24 protein-coding genes are annotated in these 21,020 nt (G+C 58.3%); 14 read left to right on the top strand and 10 right to left on the bottom strand.

Annotation, left to right across the window (positions count from 1 at the left end; genetic code table 11):
- Nucleotides 1–126: 126 nt before the first annotated feature.
- The 6 genes from J2129_RS11110 to J2129_RS11085 form a co-directional block, all read right to left on the bottom strand.
- Nucleotides 127–372 carry a 4Fe-4S binding protein gene (locus J2129_RS11110; RefSeq protein WP_209630926.1) on the bottom strand — a complete coding sequence of 82 codons (246 nt, stop codon included), beginning with the start codon at nucleotides 370–372 and terminating at the stop codon, nucleotides 127–129.
- Nucleotides 369–896 (bottom strand): 2-oxoacid:acceptor oxidoreductase family protein, encoded by a 528-nt coding sequence (locus tag J2129_RS11105; RefSeq protein ID WP_209630925.1) that lies wholly within the window; start codon nucleotides 894–896, stop codon nucleotides 369–371. The genes J2129_RS11110 and J2129_RS11105 overlap by 4 nt, the downstream gene beginning before the upstream one ends.
- The gene (locus J2129_RS11100) at nucleotides 896–2,002 is read right to left on the bottom strand and encodes a transketolase C-terminal domain-containing protein (protein ID WP_209630924.1); all 1,107 of its coding nucleotides are present in this window, start codon (nucleotides 2,000–2,002) and stop codon (nucleotides 896–898) included. The genes J2129_RS11105 and J2129_RS11100 overlap by 1 nt, the downstream gene beginning before the upstream one ends.
- Nucleotides 1,996–2,877 carry a thiamine pyrophosphate-dependent enzyme gene (locus tag J2129_RS11095; protein WP_209631337.1) on the bottom strand — a complete coding sequence of 294 codons (882 nt, stop codon included), beginning with the start codon at nucleotides 2,875–2,877 and terminating at the stop codon, nucleotides 1,996–1,998. The genes J2129_RS11100 and J2129_RS11095 overlap by 7 nt, the downstream gene beginning before the upstream one ends.
- A gap of 129 nt (nucleotides 2,878–3,006) precedes the next feature.
- Complete coding sequence (gene truA, locus J2129_RS11090; RefSeq protein WP_245320752.1) at nucleotides 3,007–3,834, bottom strand: tRNA pseudouridine(38-40) synthase TruA; 828 nt, start codon at nucleotides 3,832–3,834, stop codon at nucleotides 3,007–3,009.
- Nucleotides 3,801–4,466 (bottom strand): PHP domain-containing protein, encoded by a 666-nt coding sequence (locus J2129_RS11085; RefSeq protein WP_209630923.1) that lies wholly within the window; start codon nucleotides 4,464–4,466, stop codon nucleotides 3,801–3,803. Before J2129_RS11085 ends, truA begins: the two co-directional genes overlap by 34 nt.
- Before the next feature lie 43 nt (nucleotides 4,467–4,509).
- Between J2129_RS11085 and J2129_RS11080 the strand changes: the two genes are divergently transcribed.
- The 6 genes from J2129_RS11080 to J2129_RS11055 all read left to right on the top strand — a co-directional run bounded on the left by J2129_RS11080 (nucleotide 4,510) and on the right by J2129_RS11055 (nucleotide 9,925).
- On the top strand, nucleotides 4,510–5,919 hold the full coding sequence (locus tag J2129_RS11080; RefSeq protein ID WP_209630922.1) for a dihydropteroate synthase-like protein: 1,410 nt from the start codon (nucleotides 4,510–4,512) through the stop codon (nucleotides 5,917–5,919).
- A gap of 54 nt (nucleotides 5,920–5,973) precedes the next feature.
- On the top strand, nucleotides 5,974–6,345 hold the full coding sequence (locus J2129_RS11075; RefSeq protein ID WP_209630921.1) for a Mov34/MPN/PAD-1 family protein: 372 nt from the start codon (nucleotides 5,974–5,976) through the stop codon (nucleotides 6,343–6,345).
- The gene (locus J2129_RS11070) at nucleotides 6,342–6,764 is read left to right on the top strand and encodes an adenylyltransferase/cytidyltransferase family protein (RefSeq protein WP_209630920.1); all 423 of its coding nucleotides are present in this window, start codon (nucleotides 6,342–6,344) and stop codon (nucleotides 6,762–6,764) included. Before J2129_RS11075 ends, J2129_RS11070 begins: the two co-directional genes overlap by 4 nt.
- Nucleotides 6,765–7,383: 619 nt before the next feature.
- Entirely contained in the window at nucleotides 7,384–8,067 is a 684-nt protein-coding gene (locus tag J2129_RS11065) for a small multi-drug export protein (protein WP_209630919.1), read from the top strand.
- Nucleotides 8,068–8,072: 5 nt separating this feature from the next.
- Complete coding sequence (locus J2129_RS11060) at nucleotides 8,073–8,744, top strand: small multi-drug export protein (RefSeq protein ID WP_209630918.1); 672 nt, start codon at nucleotides 8,073–8,075, stop codon at nucleotides 8,742–8,744.
- 332 nt (nucleotides 8,745–9,076) lie between these two features.
- On the top strand, nucleotides 9,077–9,925 hold the full coding sequence (locus J2129_RS11055; protein WP_209630917.1) for a hypothetical protein: 849 nt from the start codon (nucleotides 9,077–9,079) through the stop codon (nucleotides 9,923–9,925).
- Between the two features lie 13 nt (nucleotides 9,926–9,938).
- Here J2129_RS11055 and J2129_RS11050 read toward each other — a convergent pair whose 3' ends face one another.
- On the bottom strand, nucleotides 9,939–10,196 hold the full coding sequence (locus tag J2129_RS11050; RefSeq protein ID WP_348632319.1) for a DUF5654 family protein: 258 nt from the start codon (nucleotides 10,194–10,196) through the stop codon (nucleotides 9,939–9,941).
- A gap of 123 nt (nucleotides 10,197–10,319) precedes the next feature.
- On the opposite strand from J2129_RS11050, the gene J2129_RS11045 reads away from it, so the two are divergent.
- A complete protein-coding gene (locus tag J2129_RS11045) occupies nucleotides 10,320–10,847 on the top strand; it encodes a hypothetical protein (RefSeq protein WP_209630916.1) in 528 nt (175 codons plus the stop codon).
- Here the strand turns inward: J2129_RS11045 and J2129_RS11040 are convergent.
- A complete protein-coding gene (locus J2129_RS11040) occupies nucleotides 10,844–11,761 on the bottom strand; it encodes a hypothetical protein (protein ID WP_245320749.1) in 918 nt (305 codons plus the stop codon). The two genes, J2129_RS11045 and J2129_RS11040, sit on opposite strands and share 4 nt — an antisense overlap.
- A 126-nt stretch (nucleotides 11,762–11,887) precedes the next feature.
- Between J2129_RS11040 and J2129_RS11035 the strand changes: the two genes are divergently transcribed.
- The 5 genes from J2129_RS11035 (at nucleotide 11,888) to J2129_RS11015 (ending at nucleotide 16,803) form a co-directional block, all read left to right on the top strand.
- The gene (locus tag J2129_RS11035) at nucleotides 11,888–12,313 is read left to right on the top strand and encodes a nucleoside deaminase (RefSeq protein ID WP_245320748.1); all 426 of its coding nucleotides are present in this window, start codon (nucleotides 11,888–11,890) and stop codon (nucleotides 12,311–12,313) included.
- Between the two features lie 49 nt (nucleotides 12,314–12,362).
- Nucleotides 12,363–12,842: a 23S rRNA (pseudouridine(1915)-N(3))-methyltransferase RlmH gene (gene rlmH, locus J2129_RS11030; protein ID WP_209630914.1), complete on the top strand. Its 480-nt coding sequence runs from the start codon at nucleotides 12,363–12,365 to the stop codon at nucleotides 12,840–12,842.
- Between the two features lie 101 nt (nucleotides 12,843–12,943).
- Nucleotides 12,944–13,393 (top strand): Hsp20/alpha crystallin family protein, encoded by a 450-nt coding sequence (locus tag J2129_RS11025; protein ID WP_209630913.1) that lies wholly within the window; start codon nucleotides 12,944–12,946, stop codon nucleotides 13,391–13,393.
- Between the two features lie 883 nt (nucleotides 13,394–14,276).
- Entirely contained in the window at nucleotides 14,277–15,761 is a 1,485-nt protein-coding gene (locus tag J2129_RS11020) for a glutamine synthetase family protein (RefSeq protein WP_245320746.1), read from the top strand.
- Between the two features lie 619 nt (nucleotides 15,762–16,380).
- Nucleotides 16,381–16,803 (top strand): hypothetical protein, encoded by a 423-nt coding sequence (locus tag J2129_RS11015; RefSeq protein WP_209630911.1) that lies wholly within the window; start codon nucleotides 16,381–16,383, stop codon nucleotides 16,801–16,803.
- A gap of 999 nt (nucleotides 16,804–17,802) precedes the next feature.
- Here the strand turns inward: J2129_RS11015 and hflX are convergent.
- Nucleotides 17,803–19,101 carry a GTPase HflX gene (gene hflX / locus J2129_RS11010; RefSeq protein WP_245320744.1) on the bottom strand — a complete coding sequence of 433 codons (1,299 nt, stop codon included), beginning with the start codon at nucleotides 19,099–19,101 and terminating at the stop codon, nucleotides 17,803–17,805.
- Nucleotides 19,102–19,545: 444 nt separating this feature from the next.
- Nucleotides 19,546–19,740 (bottom strand): hypothetical protein, encoded by a 195-nt coding sequence (locus J2129_RS11005; RefSeq protein ID WP_209630910.1) that lies wholly within the window; start codon nucleotides 19,738–19,740, stop codon nucleotides 19,546–19,548.
- Here J2129_RS11005 and J2129_RS13195 point away from each other — a divergent pair.
- Nucleotides 19,682–19,954 carry a putative immunity protein gene (locus J2129_RS13195; RefSeq protein ID WP_348632342.1) on the top strand — a complete coding sequence of 91 codons (273 nt, stop codon included), beginning with the start codon at nucleotides 19,682–19,684 and terminating at the stop codon, nucleotides 19,952–19,954. The two genes, J2129_RS11005 and J2129_RS13195, sit on opposite strands and share 59 nt — an antisense overlap.
- A gap of 305 nt (nucleotides 19,955–20,259) precedes the next feature.
- Nucleotides 20,260–20,766 (top strand): shikimate kinase, encoded by a 507-nt coding sequence (locus J2129_RS11000; RefSeq protein WP_209630909.1) that lies wholly within the window; start codon nucleotides 20,260–20,262, stop codon nucleotides 20,764–20,766.
- The last annotated feature ends 254 nt before the right edge of the window (nucleotides 20,767–21,020 follow it).

The raw sequence follows: 21,020 nt of genomic DNA, 5'->3' as shown, positions 1-21,020 counted from the left end.
TGCCGCCATCCTCGACCTATCGTGTGGCGGGGGGTTTGGGGGGCGGCAAGCCCCCCGCCAGAGATCTTCATCAAGAGGATTTCTACAAAGTCGAAAAAAGAAGGGGCACGAAGCCCCAGGAATACATTACCTCTCTTCCCTGACCATCGTGATGGCCTTCTTCGGGCAGACGTCCGCACAAATCCCGCAACCCTTGCAGAAGTCCAGGTCGATGTTCAGTTCCTCGTCGATGACCGCGTCGGGACAGTGGATCTCGCAGATCCCGCACTGGTTGCACTTCTCCCTGTCCACGACCGGACGGAAGACCCGCCACGACCCGGTGAGTCCGCATGCGCCCTTCTTTGGTCTGCTCAGTGCAAGCCGTTCTCTCATATGACCAGCTCCTTGTAGGCGGCCTCGGCCACCTTCACGTTCCGTTCGTCTGCGAACATTTCCTGGATCGCCTGCGTGACCGACTCGAAGGAGACGATCCCGAGTTTTGCCGCCGCACCCAGGAAGGGGGTGTTGACGATCGGCGTCCCCGCGATGGCGAGGTCCTGGGCCAGGGCGATCCCGGTCAGGTCGACATGATAGGAGGTGAAGCCCGGGAATTCCCGGGGGTGCTCGCTGTTGACCACGACCGTCCCGCCATCTTTAAGCCCCTGGAGGACGTCCACCGTCTCCATGACCGAGGCGTCCAGGACGACCACCATGTCGGGACTGTGGATCTGCGAGTAGATCTTGATCGGATCGTCGTCGATCCGCACGAAGGAGACGACCGGTGCGCCCCGACGTTCAGCGCCGTAGAAGGGGCATGCGGTCGCGTGTTTCCCATCCCTGAACGCCGCGAGGGCAAGGAGACGGGCCGCCGTCACCCCGCCCTGTCCGCCTCGGGAGTGGATACGGATCTCGTACATTACTCGCTCACCCCGAACCACATCTCTTCACCAATCCGACGGGTCCGCACAAACTCGGCGATGTCGTCGTACGTGACCTCCTGGCCGCCGAGGCCGGCGATCACGTTGTAGCACTCGGTCCCGGTCTTCGCCTTGAGCGAGGCCGCCACGACCCCGCCGAAACCGAACGAGTAATCGCGGTCGATGACCACGACCTCCCGACCTCTCAAGTCGATGTCAGGGAAAGGCCTGAACCAGCGTAGACGCATCGACCCGGCCTTGATCCCCTCCTTGCGGAGGATGTCGACGGCCACCTCGGCCTCCTTGCCGAGGGTGCCCATCGAGACGACGACGACCTCGGCGTCCTCGCACCGATACTCCTCGGCCGGCCCGTACTTCCTGCCGAACCGGCGGGCAAACTCCTCCTCGGTCTCGCGGATCACCTCGTGAGCGTCCCGCATCGAGCGCTCGATGTCCCACCTGAACCTGAAATAATCGTCAGGCCCGGTCATCGGGCCATACCCCATCGGGTTCTCGACGTCGATGGCGTACGGGAGTCTGTTCGGTGGGATGAAGTCTCCGAGGTCAACGGTCTCCAGGGACTGCATAATATGCGAGAGGGTGAAGCCGTCGAGATTGACCATCACCGGCAGGAGCACCCGCTCGTCCTCTGCGATCCTGAAGGCCATGAGCGTGGCGTCGTAGGCCTCCTGGACCGTCCCCACGAAGACCTGGAGCCACCCGGTGTCGCGCTGGGAGAAGGCGTCGGTGTGCTCGGCCCAGGTGTTCCATCCCGGCCCCACGGCGCGGTTCACGTTCGCCATCACGATCGGGAGACGTGCCCCCGCCGCCCAGTGGAGCATCTCGTGCATGTACAGCAACCCGTGCGAACTCGTCGCCGTAAAGGTCCGCACGCCCGTGGCCGAGGCCCCGATGCATGCCGCCATCGCCGAGTGCTCGCTCTCGACCGGGATGTACTCGGTCTCGACCTCGCCTGCGGCGACATAGGCGGCGATCTGCTCGATGATCTCGGTCTGCGGGGTGATTGGATAGGCGGCGACGACCGACGGAGCGGCCTGCCTGACCGCGGCGGCGATGGCCTTGTTGCCGGTGGAGATCATCAACATATGCCTTCTTCCTCCTTCTTGATCCGTGCAAGATTCTTCTCAATGCTCTGCTGAAGTTCAGCGATGATCTCAGGGGTGGCCTTTTTGAACCTGCCCTGGGCACGGATATATTCCTCGATCGGGTGCGGCTTTTTCAGCGCTGTTCTGGACGGCCCAGAGACCGTAAGTTTCCCGTACTCACGCTCGTACAGCACCCACGACCCGGTCTTCACCGCGAGTTTCCCGACCTCGATCGTCTTGTCGGAGTTGTACCGCCACCCTGGCGGGCAGGGCGCAAGGATATGGATGAACTTCGGCCCCTCAATGGAAAGCGCCTTCTTGACCTTCTTGTACAGGTCAAGGGGGTAGGCGCTGCAGGCGGTCGCCATGTACGGAGGATTGTGGGCGGCCACAATCCGGTCGAGGTCTTTCTTGGTCTCGGTCTTCCCGGCCGGAGTGGTGGTGGTCACGGCGCCGAGCGGCGTCGCACCAGAACGCTGCATCCCGGTGTTCCCATAGGCCTCATTGTCATAGCAGATGTACAGGAAATCGGTGCCGCGCTCGAACGCGCCGGAAAGCGCCTGAATCCCGATATCGACCGTCCCGCCATCCCCGGCATAGACGATGACATTGGTCTTCTTCCCTGCACTCCTGAACGCCTTGCTCATACCCGAGGCGCAGGCTGCAGCCGCTGCAAAGGCGATGTTATACACCGGTACATTGAAGGAGGTGTTCGGATACATCCCCTGGATGACGCTGGTGCAACATGCCGGGACGACCAGGACCGTGTCGGGCCCAGCCGCCTTCAAGACATAGCGGAGGGACAGCGACGAACTGCACCCGGCACAGGCCGCGGTGCAGGTCGTGAGGTATTCCTCCTTTGGAATCTCAGAAATCGTACTCAACTCCTCACCAGTAATTCTCAATTATTGATCATTACCTTTGTTCCCAGGCTCTTCTACATTACTATCTGTACACCTATTCTTTGGTTTGTTGGTTTGATACAGATCTGACAGCCGGGGTTTCTACTGCGAGAAAAAAGATCGTAGAGCCTCATTCACCCGTACTTTCACTCGAAAGTCCTTCTCTCTCCTGAACAGGGCACCCTCTGCCTTTGGTGAGGGGGCAAGGGGGGTGAACTCGAAATCATACGCGATGTCGGTGAGGATCAGGCCGCCTGGCGGGGCGGCGGCAACACGCCGCTCGCCCTCTCCCCTGAGCAGGGTCCTGACCCATTCGGGTTCCTTCTCCCTCCTCCCGACCGCGGCGAGGGCCGAGGCCATGCACCTGACCATATTCCAGAGAAAGCCCGCGGCGCTCACCTCGAAGACGCAGAACCCCCCCTCTTCATAGACCCTGGCGGCATGCACCCGGCGCACCGGACTTCTCTCGCTCCGTCTTGAGAGGAGTGAAAAGTCGTGTTCGCCAAGAAAAAACTGCGCCGCCTCGTCCATCAGGGCGGCGTCGCCAGGGTGTTCTTCAAAAAAATACCGATATGTCCGGGCGGCCGCCTCTTTCCTCGGGCTGAACCGGTCAGGAACCTCTGCCCACCCGGTGACCCAGATGTCTGCAGGGAGTTCATATGGCAGGGCGGCGACCGCCCGTTCAGGGACATCGGTCGTGAAGGCACAGACCTGGCCGGCGGCATGGACGCCGCGGTCGGTTCTGCCGGCAAAGGCGAAGCGCGCCTCCCGTGGATCGTCGAAGAGCCCGAGTTTCCTGCAGACCGCGACCACCTCGCCCTCGACGGTCCTGACCTCGGCCTGGACCTGCGAACCATAAAACCCGTCGCCCCAATATCCGATCCTGAAGGCGAGTCTCATCTCGGTATCCTGCCCTTGATCTTCTTCCATGAACTCTTCAGGGACTGCCGGGTGTACGACTTGAGAGGAGTCATCCGCCCTCCCGCCGTGGTCCGCCCGGCCCGGATCGCCTCGAGGATAGAAGCCACATTGGGCTCGGCGTCGACGAGCGTGTAGCCGTAGCCGACAAAACGTGCCTGGTGGGCGTCGCTTCCCCCCACGCAGGGTTTGCCCAGGGACCTGGCGACCAGGGCCGCCTTCCTGTTTGCGGTGCCCATGATGTAGCGGCTGTTGAAGACCTCGATGGCGTCCACGAGGGACGGCCCGGCCTTCAGTTTCTGCCCGACGCCATGGCGCCACATATGGTAGGGGTGCGGGAGGATGAGGACGGCCCCCACCGCACGGGCACGGTGCACGGCTTCGAAAAAGTCCATGCCTATCGGGAAGGCCTCGGTGACCCCAAGGGCCAGGAGGTGCCCTTGTTTCGTCGAGATCTCTGTCCCCGGGATGACGATGATCGGAGTGTCGTACGAGCGCGCCACGAGTGCGCCCTCGACTGTGTCATGGTCGGTGATCGCCACGGCGTCAAGTCCGACGACCTCGGCCCGTCTGAGGATCTCCTCGATACTGCTCTCCCCGTCGCGCGAATAACGTGAGTGGACGTGCAGGTCACATCTCAGCATAAGATCATACCATTTTTCGCCTCACGGCTATTAAGGAAATGGTATGCGGATCCTGCTTCCTACAGGCGAGGCGACCGCCGGGACTGTCAGGAAGGCGGCCGCCGGATTTGACGCAGAGGTGGTAGTCACCGGCGAGATCGCCGCATTCCTCACTCCAGGCCAGTTGCGAGAGATCATCGTAGCGGGCGAGTACGACCTGGTCCTGGTCTCCGGGATGTCGACGGCATCCTTTGCGAAGGTCGAGGAGGAGACCGGCATCCCGGTCTACCTGGGGCCGCGCCATGCAGCCGACCTGAAAACCGTTCTCCCGCGTCTTGGGGCGGTGACGCTCTCCAGGACCGTCCCGGCCGACGAACTCTTCGCGGCCGAACGGCGAGAAGAGGCATACCGACGGATCGCCGCGGCAGAGGCGGCGGCCGATGCCGATCTCCTGATCAGGGGACTCAAGATCGGCGGGAGATCGCGGATGAAGGTGCTCGCCGAGATCATGGACGCCCACCGTCACCCTGACCTCCGCGCGGCAGTGGAGGACTTCTTCGCGCGGGGGGCCGATATCGTGGATCTCGGGTTTGGGTTCGATGCCACGCCTGCAGAGGTACGCCGGTGTTTCGCAGACCTGGAAGGGGTCGAGGGCCCCCTTGCCGTCGACTCTCAGAACCCCGCCCTGATCAGGGCGGCGCTTCCCAAGGCAGACCTGGTCCTCTCCCTCCATGAAGGAAATATCCCTGACATTGGTGCCGAGGTGGCCGCCGCAGGGGCGGCCGCCGTCGTCGTCCCCGGCGAGACCGGGCTTGCGGCCACCCTCGCGGCGGCACGGGCGTCCGGGGTCGAGGCCCTCATCGCCGACCCCCTCCTTCAGCCTGCAGGCTCGGGGTTTGTGAACTCGCTCCAGCACTTCACAGAGATCACATGTCCCCTCTTCTTTGGCGCAGGCAATGTCGCCGAACTCATCGACGCCGACTCGGTCGGGGTCAATGCCCTCCTGGCCGCGTGCGCCCACGAGGTCGGGGCGGCGGTGGTCTTCACCAGCGAACACTCTGACAAGACGAGAGGCTCGGTGGCCGAGATGCGCCAGGCGACCGGGATGATGGCCGCCCTCGGCGAGCACCCCTACCCCAAGGACCTCGGTCTCGACCTCCTCATCCTCAAGGAGAAACGCCGCCGGAGGGAACCGGCGCCAGAAGGAGAGGTCGTCGAGGTGCCACCTGCCCTGGACGGGTTCGTCCCCGACCCTGCCGGCAACATCAGGATCGCCGTCGAAGACGGGATGATCCTTGCCGCCCAGAAGGGCCGGATCTACCGCGGCCGCACCGCCGCCGACCTCACCGCCGCCCTCCTCAAAGACGGGTGCGTCACCCGCCTCGACCATGCCACCTATCTGGGGCGGGAACTGGGGCGGGCCGAGGTTGCCCTGGGCCTTGGCAGGAGTTATGTCCAGGACGGACCGTTCTGAGCAGGGCCATGATCCAATCATTCATTGGGCATGGCACCCAACATCCATAGACCTATGAAGATCAGGGGCATCTCTGCCGACCTCCTCGACCTCCTCCTCAGACTAGGGATGGAAAACCATCCAAACGAGTTTGCCGCAATACTCAAGGAGACCGACGGCGTCATCACCGAGCTCAATCTTGTGCCCGGGACGACGAGCAACGAGGAGAGCGCCAGCATCTTTCTGGACATGCTTCCCCTCGATACCCACACCGCGGGGAGCGCCCATTCCCACCCCAACGGTGTCCTCCTCCCTTCCGACGCTGACCTCGGGTTCTTTCCCAGGACCGGACGCTACCACCTCATCATCGGGTGGCCGTACGGCCCTGACGACTGGCAGTGTTTTACCGCCAGCGGTCAGTCCTACGACCTCGAGGTGATCCAGTGAAGCGGGTCGTCGCCACCGGTACCTTCGACCTCCTCCACCCTGGCCACCTCTTCTATCTGGAGGAGTCGAAGAAACTCGGCGACGAACTCTGGGTGATCGTGGCGCGGGACGTCAATGTCCGCCACAAACCGCGGCCGATCATCCCACAGGAGCAGCGGCTCACGATGATCAAAGCCCTCAAACCGGTCGACCACGCGCGCCTCGGGGTGGAGGGCGACATCTTCGACCCGATCAGGGAGATCGATCCTGATGTGATCACCCTCGGGTTCAACCAGTTCTTCAAGGAAGACGACCTGAGGGCGGCCCTGAAGGAGCGCGGGCTGCGTGCTGAGGTGGTGCGTATCGGACGCTACGAGGGGTCGCTTGCCAGTTCGTCCCAGATCGTCGAGCGGACGCTCGCCAAGCGTGCTCCCCGGTGACCTTTCTCTCTCTTTTCTTCAGGCCGCTATTGCTCGGGAGAGATCCTTTGAAGGCTCTCAAATCGTTCTGTGAGGGTGCCGACCTTCGAAGATTCCTCGTCTTTTCGTGCTGCCGCTCACTCTTGTCTCGCCCTCACATGAAGAGAGATCGGGGATGGGATCCCGATTCTAAGGATTCGTGAGCATATAGATTTCATCGGGGGGCGGCTGCTCCCCGAACCCTCGAAGACTTCGTCTTCTCAAGTTCGTTCAGTTCACACCTCAAAAATCGGCTCTGTAGAAACCCTCACCCTTTATGGGTGCACGCGTGACTCCCCCTTCCCACCTCTTCGTGCCGGGGGCGAGTGCCGCCCGGACCCCCGGATGATGATAGGGCCTGGGAAGGCATATTCGACCTCCCTGAAGAAAGACTGCCGTCCACGACCTCTCGTGTGGCGGGGGGTTCGGGGGGCGGCCAAGCCCCCCGCCAGAGAGAGATCCAGAGGGTTTCTACAGAGCTAAAAATACCTCTCGTGCGTGTACTTCGTATGAGACACTTCAGGGAGTTTTTCCTCACCCCCCATTCATAATCCTGGTTGGTCGCCACAATTTTATGGAATGGTGCAGAGATCGTGGTGACATGGGCGAAGGAGGACAGAGAAATATCCCCATAGACCTGCAGGGACGTGCCGGCAGACTCATCCTCCCCCTCCTCCTCTACCCCTTGTACGCCCTTGCCCTCTACGTCCTCTTCCCTGATGAGGCGACCCTCTATATCGGCCTGATGGCGGCCTATATCGCTCCGCCGGTCGGGCGGGAGGCACTCATCCCCATGGCCGTGGTCCTCGGCCAACCCTGGTGGCTCACCGCCCTCACCTGCACCTATGTGGACGTCGTCGGTTGCCTCATCGTCGCCCTCAACTTCGACCTCGTCCTCGCCCTCCCCAGAGTAGGGCCAAAACTGGCTTCTGTGGTCAGGACCGGAGAGGCCCTTCTCGAACGGCGACCATGGCTGAGAGGCCTCTCGTACGCGGGGATCGTCCTCTTCACCACCCTGCCGATGATGGGGTCTGGCGGGATCGGCGGGGCGGTGGTGGGCCGGCTCATGGGCCTGGACGAACGCGGGCTGATCTGCTGTGTCGGACTCGGGGCGGCGATCGGGGCGACCCTTCTTGCCCTTGGAGCCACATTTGCCGTCTCTCTTGCAGGCGGGGGAGTGATCGTGGGGATCGCCCTCCTCCTTGTTTTCGTCACCGTAGGCTACCTGCTCCGCCGCGTCGCGCTCCTTGATAAGGGGCCGACGCCAACCTACAAAGAAAGATGACAGGGATGCTGCTCACCAAAGAAGTCTCATTCCACCCAAACCCCCTGGTCGACCGGGCAGTCAAATTGGCCCTCCCCTTTGGACTTGTCACGGCCCTCCTCATCTCCCTCTACCTGACCACACCCCATGAGGACTACCTGACCCTCGCAGGCCTGCTCGCCGCCTATGTCGTCCCGCCGGCAGGGAAGGAGTCGGTGATCCCGGTCGGGATCGGGCTTGGCGAACCCTGGTGGCTCCTGGCGATGACCATCGTCATCATCGACCTCAGCACCTCGCTCTTCGTCGCCCTCAACCTCGACCTGTCCCTGAAGATCCCGTTCATCGGCCCCTGGATCGGGCGGGCGATGGAAGGGGGGCAGTCGTACATCGAGGCCCACCCATGGATCGGACGGCTCTCCACCATCGGGCTGACAATCTTCGTGATCGTCCCCTTTCAGGGTTCCGGCGGGATGAACGCCACCATCCTTGGACGGATCATGGGACTGGCCCCGATGGCAGTGGTCGGGTGCGTGCTGACCGGGAGCATCATCAGCAGTTTCGGGATCGCCCTCGGGACCACGGCGGTCCTCTCCCTCTTCAGGGAGAGTGTGTACCTGGGGTGCGGCGCTCTCATCGCCGTCGCCGCCCTGATCACCGGGATCATCCTCCTCTGGAAACGCTACGCCCCCGCGGCCTGAACTTCCTTTTTTTTGGTTTTGTGGAGATCTTCACCTGTTCCTGGCGTGAACGCGACTCCCTCGCCTTCCCCCCTCTTCGTGCCGGGGGCCGTGCCCCCGGACCCCTGGAACCACGATGAGGTCTGGAAGGCAGAATAGATTACCATGACAAGTGCGTTACAGTCCACGAGCTATCGTGTCGCAGGGGTTCCAGGGGGAACGAGCGAGAGCGAGTTCGAGAAAATCTATGATTTTCGAACGGCCAGCATCCCACCCGAGAGAACCATCCAGAATGTTTTTCCAGAGCCCATTCTATATCCAACCTGCAGGTTCAGAATTCTCATATAGAGATGATGGCAGAGATCGTCGCGGTGATACCTGTGAAATCCCGCGCCGCCATACTTGTGATCGCCCTCCTCCTCCTGCTTGCCGCACCTGCCCTTGCGGTTCCTGGAGAAAAGGGTGCGGTCCACGAGAAGGGATGGGAAAAACATTCTGCCTCTCCCCAGGACAGTGTGATCCCCTCCCCTGCACCGCTCGCCGAGAACGAGACCGAGATCCCGGAAGTCGCCGAGAATGAGACTGACGAGGATCCAGAGATCATCGAGAACGAGACCGACGAAGATCCCCAGGTCAAACCGACCAGGAAGATCCCTCCCGGCATTGCAAAGCGCCTGTCCCAGGATGAGGATGCGAAACCTCTCCCTCCCGGACTTGCAAAACGTCTCCCCTCCAGTGTGAACGGGACGAACACCCCCGTTGATCCTTCCGAGAATTTCACCTGGCCACCTTCGACCTGGAAGGACCAGAACCAGGTCAGGACCGCAGTCCACGCCCTCCTTGCCATGGAAGAGAGAGAGGGCGGGATCGGGGAGAACATCTCAGCGATCGCCAGGGAGTTCAACAACTCCATCCAGACGAGGATGATGGCCGAACAGCAGATCCAGGAGAGGCAGGGACTGACCCGCACCCTCTTCGGCGGCGATCAGGAGGCGGTGGCGGCCCTCCGCAGCCACCTCAACCAGACCTCTGAGCAGATCCGCACGATGCAGCAGCTTGTCGAGACCTCCGCCTGCGACAACCAGACCCGCACCCTCCTCATGGAGCACCTTGCCGTGATGGAAGAGGACCAGGCCCGTCTCTCTGCCCTTGTGCAGAACGAGACTGTGGACCAAGGCCTCTTCGGATGGCTTTTCCAGTGAAGGGAATTTCCCTTCACGTCTCAGTCTCTCCTTTTGCCTTCGCCGCCGAGCGTGCGATCAGGATGGTGACCACCACCGCCACGATGGTCACGACGACGGCATAGATCGTCTGTGCCGTCAGACTCTCGGCCGTCCCAAAAACCTCCTTGAAGAGTTCCTGGATCGCCCCGTTCCACGCCAGCGCGGCGACCAGCCCAAAGGCCGCGGTGACCAGTGCCGCGACCTTATCCAGTACCTCTGCATACAGGGACATGGCCGGGAGATGACTCACACATTATATAACCTCTTGGATGGACGTGACACGCCATCACCCCCTGCCCAGGAGAGGGACGCATGCACCAACCGTAAGAAATAGGAGGATTTTTCCGGTCCTGCGGGGATGATCTGCTCAGCCATGAAGACAGGAATGGTCTATCTCAAGCCCGCCGAGATCGCCGACCTCGCCGGTCTCCCCGAAGAGACCGTGCGAGAATATCTCCACACCCATCCCGACCTCTTCCGCGGCCGGAGCATCGGACCGGTCCGCCTCTACACCCCTGCCGCCGTCGAGACCGTGAAGCGCCTGGCCGAGGAGGCCTCCAGGGGCGAGGACCAGACGGTGCCCGCAACGCCCGCGGTGACCCCTCCCGTCAATGATGACGGAGAAGAAGAACCCGAACCCTCCCCTGTCACCCAGGCCTATCTGGACGCCCGGGACCTCAAGGTCCAGGTCGCACGGCAGGCGCAGGAGATCGAGAACCTCAGGACCGAACAGGAGAGACAACGCAGGGAGCTCGCGGACACGGTCGCCGCGCTGGAAGCACGCCTCGCCGCCGAAGAGAAGAAGACCTCCCTCATCGCCGAGTGGGTTGATTACTTCGACTACGAGACCGGGCAACTCAAGCGCCCCTTCTTCGAGCGCCTCCTTGGAAAAAAGAGTTAGTTTTTCCTGCCGACCAGGAAGAGTGCACCGCAGATCGCAAGCGCTCCGAGGACCGGGAAGAATGAGAGCGGCGTCTGAGTCTGCGTCGGTTCAGGCGTGAGCGTGGCGTCGACCTCGACGGTCTCCCCCTTGGCCGGGTACTGCTCGATCTCCACGGTCAAAGGCTGGTAGCCAGGTGCCTCGACGGTGATCGCCTTATATGGCGTGGCGGTGGTGTAGACCCTGACCAGGAGTTCTCCGTCCTTGATCTCGCCCTTCAGGTCGCTGTCGAAGAAGACTGCAGCGCCCTCGACATTGCTCTTCACCAGGAACGCCCCCACGTCCCCGCCGATGGGGGCCTGTTCAAGGGTGACGTCGACCTCGACGGTCTCCCCCTTGGCAGGGTAGGTCTCGATCGGTGCGGTGTAGGTCTGGTAGCCGTCCGCCTCGACGCTGATCATCGTGTACGGGGTGCCGGTGGTGTAGACCTCGACCAGGAGTTCTCCGTCCTTGACTTCGCCCTTCAGGTCGTCGTTAAAGTAGACCTTTGCCCCGTCGACATTGCACTTCACCAGGTATGCCCCTTTGTCCCCGCCGATGGGGGCCTGCTCAAGGGTCACCCTGATATCCACGGTCTGGTCCTTTGCCGGGTACTCCAGGATGGGGGCGGTGTGCGTCTGGTAGCCCTCCGCCTCGACGCTGATCGTCTTGTACGGAGTCGCGGTCGTATAGACCTCTACAAGAAGACGGCCATCTTTGATCTCGCCCTTCAGGTCGTCGTCAAAGTAGACCTTCGCCCCGTCCACATTACAGTGGACGGTGAAGTAGCCTTTGTCCCCGCCGACCTGGGCATCATCGTTGGTTGCTGCGCTGGCAATGGCGATCATTCCAGCAAAGAGCAGGACGACGAGCAGGGTGGTATATTTTCTCAGCATGCTATCACCGATCATCCAGTCTTCTTCATCACTTAGAGATTTTTCCATATATCTCCAGGGACACTTCCGCACATTATATCAAGGATAAACGGCAGGCAGAAACAGTGAGCCTGGATGACCCTATATATGCAAGACGCGTTTCAGGAAGCAAGGGCCTCCCTTGCCGAGGGCGGGATCCCGATCGGAGCGGTGCTGGTGGAGGGCGGCGCGGTGATCGGCCGAGGCCATAACCTCAGGGTGCAGGAAGACAACCCCATCCTCCATGCCGAGATCGCCTGTCTCCAGAATGCCGGACGGATCAGACGCTACACAGACTGTGTCCTGTACTCTACCCTGATGCCCTGCTATCTCTGTGCCGGGGCAGTCGTTCAGTTCGGGATTCCAGAGGTCGTTGTCGGGGAGTCGGCAAACTTTGCCGGGGCAAAGGAGTTCCTGGAAGAACATGGGGTGGAGGTCGTCGACCTCGACCTGCCCGAGTGCCGGGAGATGATGCGCCGCTTTATTCTGGAGCACCCCGCACTCTGGGACGAAGATATCGGGGCGCGGGAGTGAGCGAGTAAATACCATTCCTGACAGAGGAATAAGAGAGAGTCGTCTGTCTATGCGGGTCAGGATCGTCGCCGTCGGGAAGGCAAAGGAGCGGTATATCGCCGAGGGGATCGCAGAGTACGAGAAGCGTCTGGGGCCGTACGGGGGGGCAAAGGTCATCGAGGTGCGGGACGAACGAGTCCCGAAAAACGCCTCCCCTGCCGAAGAAGTCCAGGTCAAGGAACGGGAAGGAGAGCGCCTGCTTGCGGCGGTCCCTGACGGTGCCCTCGTCGTCGCGCTCGACCCTGAGGGCGAGACGTGGTCGAGCGAAGAACTCGCTACGCACTTCGGACGGTGGGAGATCGGAGGCGTACGGGAGATCACATTTCTGATCGGCGGCCCCCTCGGGCTTTCAGATGAGGTATATGCCCTTTCTGATCTCCGTCTCTCACTTTCGAGGATGACCTTCCTTCATACCCTGGTCAGGATCATTCTCCTCGAGCAAGTCTATCGTGCGTTCAGGATCCTCAGGGGCGAACCCTACCACAAATGACTGCGGCAGGTGCCGCCATCCAAACTCCTATTATACCGCGCCCAGTATATTTTCTTGGATACATCTTCAGGCAATAGAGCCAGAAGGGGGACAGAACCAACATGTACGTCAAGATTCCAGAGGACGATTTCGAGCAGCTCAACGAATATATCAGGCGGATGGTCTACCGGGCGATGGCCGAGGGTGACGGGCGTTCGATCGCCTTCAGGGTTGACCTGATGATCCAGGAGGGGCGGTGTCATGTCCTGCCGCCGGTCTGGTCTCCCACAGGGGAGAGGGGAGTGCCTGAGGACGACGAGGACCAGCCCAAATGTCTGGTCGAGGTGCAGGAGACCGAGCGCCAGTTCCTGGTGACCGCCGAACTCCCAGGGATGCGGGAGGAGGAGATCAGGGTCTGGCAGGAGGGGTCGACGCTGCATATCGACGCAGCAAATGGGGAGACGCAGTACAGGAAGCAGGTCGAACTCCCCCGCTTCGACTTCCAGGTGGACTGGATGACCTTCCGGCACGGTATCCTTGAGGTGGCTTTCGGCCCGGCATCTGAACATTGAGGGCAGGGTAAAATCTTTCACTCTGTCAGGGGGCGAGTGCGACGCACTCCTTTTTGCCCATATTCTCGCCAGGGGTTCTTCGAAAAACCTGTGTCTTCTTGTGTTCGCTCTGCTTACAATTCAAAGATCAGAGGTCGTCTTGAACTCACAGACGTCTACCTCTCGAAAAATGAGAATATTCTGGTTCTGGAGAAACCCTCACCACTTCCTGGTGTGATCATAACTCCTCCGCCTTCCCGCATCCCCGCCCCCGGGGGTGCACTCCCCGGACCGCCGGGAGGGAGATAGGTCGGGAAGGCACATTGAATGTTCTTGAAGAGGGGCTCTGTAAAACCCTTTGGACAGTTATCTCTGCGGGGGGCGTGCCGCCTCCCAGGCCCCCGCGAACACGATTGATCGTGGACTGCACCGCACTCGTCATGGGTATCTATGCTGCCTTCCCGCCCCCATCGTAGAATCCTTCCTGTCATCTCGCACCAGGAGGTGCACCCCCCGGACCCCCCCGCGATGAGGAGAGGCAGGGGCGGCGAGGGAACACGATCTTCACCTGCTCTTCAGTCTTGAAAAAGAGAGACCACATGACACGAAATTTTCATCCCATATACGTGAACCCAGAAAGTTCACCCCAGATTCTACAGTGCCAGGATCCTGGCACGTTTTAGAGGAGGCAAAAAAGAAAAGCAGTCGGTCTTCACACATCTCCCCCCTCTTCCAGAGATCTTCGAGACCCATATTTTTCATCGAATATTTTTTTATTAAAATCATAGGATGCACTTATTTCAGGGGAGAGGCGCCCCCGGATCCTGGGAAAATGTGCAGGAAAAGATGATTAACCATACGCTCATAACGTACCCAGACCTTCATGAAAGACTCTGAGATCTTGATGAACCCAAACGACCTTGTCCGCTTCCTCAAGAAGCCGTCGTCAGAATTTACCAAAGACGATATTATTCGTTTTTGTTATGAAAATGGTATCGAGATGGTGAATTTCCGCTATGCCGCGGAGGACGGCAAACTCAAGACGCTCAATTTTATCATCTCTTCGAAGGAGCACCTTGACACCATCCTCTCCGACGGCGAGCGGGTCGACGGGAGCAATATCTTCTCGTTTATTGAAGCAGGGAGCAGCGACCTGTACGTGATCCCGCGCTACCGGACCGCCTTTGTCAATCCATTTACCGAGGTGCCGACACTCGAGATCCTCTGCTCGTACTACGACTACGAGGGCAAGCCCCTGGAGAGCGCGCCCGAGTATGTCCTGCGCAAGGCCAACGAGGAGTTCACGAACCAGACCGGCGGGGTCTTCAAGACCCTCGGCGAACTGGAGTACTATGTGATCAGCGAGCGCGAGGATCTCTATCCTGGCCTCGACCAGAAGGGCTACCATGCCGCCGCACCCTTCGCCAAGTTCGAGGACCTGCGGACCGAGGCGATGCGGTTGATCGCAAAGGCGGGGGGCAAGATCAAATACGGCCACTCCGAGGTCGGGTGCTTCACCACCGAGGACCAGTACTTTGAACAGCACGAGATCGAGTTCCTGCCCATGCCGGTCGAGGAGGCCGCAGAGCAGTTGATCATCGCGAAGTGGATCCTGCGGATGCTCGGCTACCAGTACGGCGTCGAGATCAGCTTTGCCCCCAAGATCACCGTTGGCAAGGCGGGGAGCGGGATGCACTTCCACATGCTCGTCGAGAAGGACGGCCAGAACCTGATGGTCGAGGGCGGGAAACTGAGCCCGATGGCCAGAAAGATGGTCGCCGGCATCCTCGACGCCGCCGACGCTCTGACCGCCTTTGGCGACACGATCCCGACCTCATACTTCAGGCTGGTCCCGCACCAGGAGGCGCCCACCAGCATCTGCTGGGGCGACCGGAACCGCTCGGTCGTGGTCCGCGTGCCTCTGGGCTGGATCGGTGCCAACGGCATGACCCAGGACGCCAACCCGTACGATGTCGGTATCAAGGCGGAGCGCCCGTCCAAGCAGACGATCGAGTTCAGGGTCCCTGACGGCTCGGCCGATCCCTACCTGATGATCGCAGGACTCATCGTCGCCTCGCTGCGCGGGATCAACATGCCCAATGCCCTTGACCTGGCCAAGAAGCTCTATGTCGACGTGAACATCTTCAAGCCCGAGTTCCGCGACCGCCTGGACAAACTCGATCAGCTCCCGGCCTCGTGCTGGGAGTCGGCCGATGCTCTCCTTGCAAAGCGCGCGATCTTCGAGGAGAACGGGATCTTCCCTGCTGGCATGATCGACAGCAGGGTGGAGTCGCTCAAGGGCTTCGAGGACAAGGGGCTCAGCGAGAAGCTCTACGGTGACAAGGACGCGATCAGGGAATTGGTCGACCGGTTCATGCACGTGGCGTAAGGTTTCAGAATATTCTTCCCGATATTATTTTTTCGGGGCGAACGGAGGATCTTTTTTTCTTCACATCTGTGGGTGTGGATTCGCGGGATATCTTCAGGACTGAACCCTATGGTCAGGACTTTCAAGGCAAGTGCCGGCCAGAGAGAGTACAAGAGCATGTCCCAATGCCATCCAGGGCTTGACCGATCACTTCAAGCGGGCTTCCGAGGATAAAACCAACACCGGTGCCTTCTTGAATGGTGCCAGGGACAGGGGAACATTCTCAATGATGGGCCTTGTAGAACCCCTCACCTATTGTGTGGTGTGAGCGCAACTCATCCGCCTTCCACCATATTTGGCCAGGGGCGCGGTGCCCCCAGAACCTCAGGGTGACGATGGGGGGGGAAGGCAGAATGGACAACTGTGACGAGAGTGGTGCCGTCCTCGACCAATCATGCAGCGGGGGGACCAGGGGTGCACCCCCTCGCCACCCTGAAGGACCAGGATGATTTCTACAGAGCCCAATGATGTATCAAGAGGAGCCATCTCTATGCAGAAGCCTGGCATTCAATTTGAGATGCTGATCCAGGCCCAGATATAAATCGAAAACAATACATTGCCGTAAAAATATTGTCATCATATGACCAGACCCCTCTTGATTGTTCTTTTGCTTATTGGAACAGTTTTAATTGCTGGCTGCACAGGAACTGGCACTACCCTTGAGCCGGTTGTTGCGAGCGTCGATGTGCCGTATGATTATCTTTATGTCTATGAACTCTGGGGCGAGAAAGGGACCAGTTTTAGCATTGAAATAAATACCGATGGAGCGCCGGTCGATCTCCTCGTCTTTAATAGAGCGAATTATATCAAATACAAGAAGGCGTTTGAGAACAGTACGCAAGACACCTGGAAAGCAGTAATTTATCGAGATGTGGTCTCAAAGGAGTTTACCTATACGCTCCCTCATTATGGCACACATTACCTGGTGATCGAGAACTCGGAGTTCACCACAGATGGGGCGGATGCGAAACGAGATGTGAATGTTTCGGTGAGGATTGAGTGAGGGGGAGATTTTTCAGACGATTTTTTTCTGAGATGGGGTGTGGGATTGGCCCCCGGCCCCTGGGAGCAGAGGAGAGGCAGGGTGGCGGGTCGAGAAATTTCTGGCCGGTCCCCTGTCACAAGGAGAAGGATCAAGGGTCCTTCCACCCCCTAGAGAGTCATTTTTTTCTTCGCACCTGGTTTGCACCTGGGAAAATCCACATGAACCATCTTCGATCCGGCAACCGGGGATGGGTTCCGGTTTTCCCCTCTCATCCGCACTTTCTCTCCCTACACCCCAGGCCACCATGGGTGCCGGGTGTTCCCTGGATCGTGTGCGAATTACCTGGGGGAACTGTACACACTTCTCTCTCTGTACTCCTGTACCAAAATCCCGTCAGGACTAAGGTTCTTTCCGGGCCGCCATCTTCGCGCCCGCCAGGTGCGAACCAGGTGCGGAGGTGAAAAGGTCGGGAGACCTGGCGATCAAATGAGAGATCACGTTCGCGGTGTTCTTCAGAGCAGGACGCCACGGGAGGAACACCATCGAATCGCCGCCCCCCCCCTCTCCTCTGTCCGGAGGGATCTGGCGGGTGCAAACCCCCGGGGCGAAGATAGGGACGAGAAGGCAGAATGCCGATCATCCTGAAGGCGCCCCTCTCATCTGCATATCACCTTCAACGAGATCTTGATGGTTCAAATTTTCATAAAAACCCGGAGAGATTGTCGTCAGGATCATTTTCATGGTACCCCCTCACTTCTCATGTGAGGAGCATGTGGATCACCCGCCTTTCCCTTCTTCGGCCTGGGGCATCGCCCCCTGACCCCCCGGGATTCACGATGCAGTCGGGGAGGCAGAATGGATGATCATGACGAGTGCGTTGCAGTCCACAGCCTATCGTAATGCCAGGGGTTCGAGGGGATCGGTAACTCAGGAATGGTCTGGCAGAATGTTCAGAAGTAGTGTGAACCCTGCTTTATCTCACTCATCTGGCAATCCATAAATTATCTGTGAATATTATTAAGAAGACATGGCGAAAGGCTTTACTTTTTGAATTATTTCGTTCCTTGCTTCTATTTCCATGAATATGGAATCGCCATACTCAATAGTGTGCACAATCCCCTCATCATAAAGCCACGATACCATGGATATACCCTCCTCAGACATCGGGACGGATATCCTGCAATGTTCCCATTCAGGAAGGCTCTCATAGAGAACCTGTTTAAGTTCGTTAAGACCTTCTCCTGATCTTGCAGATATCATGACAGGAACAGGAGCAAGATCACTGATCACTCTCATTTTTTCCTGCAGTTCTTCATCAGGAACAAGATCGGCCTTGTTAAGAGCAGTAACTATCACAGGATCTTCTGCTCTTTCCCAGAAGATATCATGACTGACAGCCAGTTTTTGTCTGATAACATCCACTGGATCACTCATATCCACCACAAGAAGAATGATATCAGCCAGGAATATCTCATCAAGCGTTGACCTGAAGGCATCCACCATCAAGTGTGGGAGGTCTTCGATAAATCCCACAGTATCGGTCAGAAGCATTTTTCTGCTATTTACCATGAGAGAGCGTGTTGTAGGAGATAGTGTCGTAAAGAGCATGTCCTTGACTATCGTCTCTTCCTCTACAAGTGACTGGAAAAGAGTACTTTTTCCCGCATTCGTATAACCTGCCAGAGCTATAAGGGAAAATCCTCTTTCATGCCTGAAACTGCGAAGTGACTCGCTCCCATTTCCATGCTGAAGAAGTTCGGTCCTGATCCTTACGATCTTTTTCTTAATATCCTGCTCATAAGAGTCCTCATAACTTCCAAGGCCCATAAAGCCCTGCCTTTCCTCCTTCTTCTGCAGGGAAACGATAGACTTTGCTTTCGGAAGTTCATATCGTAATCGTGCAAGTTCTACCTGCAGTTTTGCACGTCTTGTAGTGGCTCTTGCAGCAAATATCTCAAGGATAAGCTGGAACCTGTCCATTACTTCACATTTGCACGTCTCAGAGATATTGTAGATCTGCGTCATTGACAACTGGTTGTTAAAAATTACTTTTTCAGCATCCAGAGATTCCACACGCTCCGCAAGGTCATCCACCTTCCCAGAACCTATCTGGTATTTCCTGTTAGGATATATTGATTGCACAAGTGTGCCCACAACCACATAATCAGCGGCATGTGCCAACTCCTTGAGTTCTGCCAGTTTCCGCGAATTGGTAGCAGCGTCAGTATCTGGATCATTTCGCTGGACAACAATAGTTTTTTTCATAGGACGGCCTCCGACGTAATCATCTGGCACGAATTCTGTTTTAAATGTCATTAAAATCCTTTATTTTATAATAGTGCTGGGGAACATATGTACATATTATATCCTTATGAATTTTTTTCCCAAATTTCTGGTTATTATTTATTTAAGCACCCATTGAACCATTCGAGATATCCGAGAACCTCAGTGAATATGGATCTTAAGGCCTTGTAGAAATCCTCTTGATCATTCTCTTCGCCGGGGTCGTGCCGCTTCCCGGACCCTCCACGACAAAGATAGATGGGGGCGGCGAATTGAACACGATCCCCACCGATTCTCCTATCTTGAAAAGAGAGAGAATAAGCGGAGATAAATTTTCATCGCGTATGCGTGAACCCCGGGTTCATGCCCATTTTTACGAAACCATTTTTGGAATTATTTTCTGAAAATAAAATATTCTGTCCGATCGATTTCGGTCCACTTTTGATCGGTTTCGATCACGTTTCGATCAAAAAATGTTCAGGGCCTGAACAACACTGGCACTCCTCCCCGGATGATCCTGAAGAGATCGACGCCGGTAAACACCCTATAGAGTACGATGATCAGTGAGAGGGCAAGCACGCTCACCACAAGTACCGGTGATATTTTGTTCTGTGTGACCTTGCCTCCCTTCACGCTCGCACCTGGGACGCTGCCTCCGTCGAAGAGAACCATCACGATAATTTACAAAGCCCAGGAATGGTTTGTGAAAAAATACCGCAGAGACGATCAGATCTCAATGGCAATCTTGGCTGCGGACTGTGCCAAACAGGTGCTTCCATACTTTGAACGTGCATATCTTGAGGACGACCGGCCGCGTCATGTTCTTTCGCGTCGCGGGTGGCGGCATGTGCGGCAAGGGACGCATCGCGGATCTCAGTCATTTTGAATACAGGCGGTGGTGACTGCGCATGTCCCCCGGCACGCCTTCGGGGCGGCGTACTATGCTTTGAAAGCTGTCGCGGCACCCCTGATTACCGACCATGCACCAGAGATGTGCAAAAATGGGACTGGGCACCCCCCTCTCCCCTGCATGCGATACATGACGGAGAGCCGTCTCCCTCTTCTGATCTTCTGTACAGGTTTCCCTGCAGGACGCACTCATTTCCCGGGACAAAACCTTCATCCACCCCGGGATCCCATCCCAGGTACCAACAGAGGGGCTTTGAGTCCACCGGATCCCAGGAGAGCTGTATGCATTACCACAAAAACATCGTCCTCATCGGCATGCCTGGCGCGGGGAAGAGCACCGTGGGCGTTATCCTTGCAAAATCCCTCGGCATGCAGTTCATCGATACCGATATCCTGATCCAGGAGCGGACCGGAAGGATGCTGCAGGAGATCCTCGACGAGGACGGGCCGGATGCGTTCGGGCGGATCGAGGAGGAGACGATCCTCTCCCTTCACCCCGGCCATGCGGTGATCGCGACGGGCGGCAGTGTGGTATGCAGCGAAGATGCGATGGCGCACCTGAAGGCCGGAGGGATAGTTGTGTACCTCGAGATCTCGTATGACGAGATGGCAAAGAGGCTCAAGAACATCACGACCCGGGGGATACTCCTCATCCCGGGCCAGAGTCTCCGCGAGATGTACGACTGGCGGGTTCCGCTCTACGAGAGGTATGCCGATCTCACCGTTGCGTCTTCGGGTGAGGATCTCGAGTCCGTGGTCGGGAAAGTAATCCCCCGTTTTGTCCCATGAACCCGACTACTTCCTAGGATGTGTCGGCCTTTAGGACTCATCGAATCGGATGGTAAACTCGGATGGGGCAACCTATTCTCTTATGTTAAACCCTGCAGATCGTTGAGAACAACATTCCATTGCGCTCCTCGAATGCGGCTTCCATCCCATCGAAGTTCCCTAAGTCGTGAACCGGGGTGAGAGCCCCATTACGTCCAATGATCCAAATTGAATGCGTCAGAACATTCTGCATACTAAAAAAAGCATGCAAGATA

The sequence above is a fragment of the Methanofollis sp. W23 genome (genome assembly GCF_017875325.1).
Lineage (GTDB): Archaea > Halobacteriota > Methanomicrobia > Methanomicrobiales > Methanofollaceae > Methanofollis.
Note: the sequence above shows the minus strand (reverse complement) of the source record. Positions and strands in the feature narration are given on the sequence as shown.

Bases quoted from the DNA above. Each gene is read 5' to 3' on its own strand.
- J2129_RS11065 (WP_209630919.1), top strand. From the start codon at position 7,384: ATGGGCGAAGGAGGACAGAGAAATATCCCCATAGACCTGCAGGGACGT.
- rlmH (WP_209630914.1), top strand. From the start codon at position 12,363: ATGCGGGTCAGGATCGTCGCCGTCGGGAAGGCAAAGGAGCGGTATATC.
- J2129_RS11085 (WP_209630923.1), bottom strand. From the start codon at position 4,466: ATGCTGAGATGTGACCTGCACGTCCACTCACGTTATTCGCGCGACGGG.
- J2129_RS11020 (WP_245320746.1), top strand. From the start codon at position 14,277: ATGAACCCAAACGACCTTGTCCGCTTCCTCAAGAAGCCGTCGTCAGAA.
- J2129_RS11015 (WP_209630911.1), top strand. From the start codon at position 16,381: ATGACCAGACCCCTCTTGATTGTTCTTTTGCTTATTGGAACAGTTTTA.
- J2129_RS11045 (WP_209630916.1), top strand. From the start codon at position 10,320: ATGAAGACAGGAATGGTCTATCTCAAGCCCGCCGAGATCGCCGACCTC.
- hflX (WP_245320744.1), bottom strand. From the start codon at position 19,101: ATGACATTTAAAACAGAATTCGTGCCAGATGATTACGTCGGAGGCCGT.
- J2129_RS11110 (WP_209630926.1), bottom strand. From the start codon at position 372: ATGAGAGAACGGCTTGCACTGAGCAGACCAAAGAAGGGCGCATGCGGA.
- J2129_RS11080 (WP_209630922.1), top strand. From the start codon at position 4,510: ATGCGGATCCTGCTTCCTACAGGCGAGGCGACCGCCGGGACTGTCAGG.
- J2129_RS11105 (WP_209630925.1), bottom strand. From the start codon at position 896: ATGTACGAGATCCGTATCCACTCCCGAGGCGGACAGGGCGGGGTGACG.
- J2129_RS11040 (WP_245320749.1), bottom strand. From the start codon at position 11,761: ATGCTGAGAAAATATACCACCCTGCTCGTCGTCCTGCTCTTTGCTGGA.
- J2129_RS11005 (WP_209630910.1), bottom strand. From the start codon at position 19,740: ATGGTTCTCTTCGACGGAGGCAGCGTCCCAGGTGCGAGCGTGAAGGGA.
- J2129_RS11055 (WP_209630917.1), top strand. From the start codon at position 9,077: ATGGCAGAGATCGTCGCGGTGATACCTGTGAAATCCCGCGCCGCCATA.
- J2129_RS11025 (WP_209630913.1), top strand. From the start codon at position 12,944: ATGTACGTCAAGATTCCAGAGGACGATTTCGAGCAGCTCAACGAATAT.
- J2129_RS11035 (WP_245320748.1), top strand. From the start codon at position 11,888: ATGCAAGACGCGTTTCAGGAAGCAAGGGCCTCCCTTGCCGAGGGCGGG.
- truA (WP_245320752.1), bottom strand. From the start codon at position 3,834: ATGGAAGAAGATCAAGGGCAGGATACCGAGATGAGACTCGCCTTCAGG.
- J2129_RS11075 (WP_209630921.1), top strand. From the start codon at position 5,974: ATGAAGATCAGGGGCATCTCTGCCGACCTCCTCGACCTCCTCCTCAGA.
- J2129_RS11100 (WP_209630924.1), bottom strand. From the start codon at position 2,002: ATGTTGATGATCTCCACCGGCAACAAGGCCATCGCCGCCGCGGTCAGG.
- J2129_RS11000 (WP_209630909.1), top strand. From the start codon at position 20,260: ATGCATTACCACAAAAACATCGTCCTCATCGGCATGCCTGGCGCGGGG.
- J2129_RS11060 (WP_209630918.1), top strand. From the start codon at position 8,073: ATGCTGCTCACCAAAGAAGTCTCATTCCACCCAAACCCCCTGGTCGAC.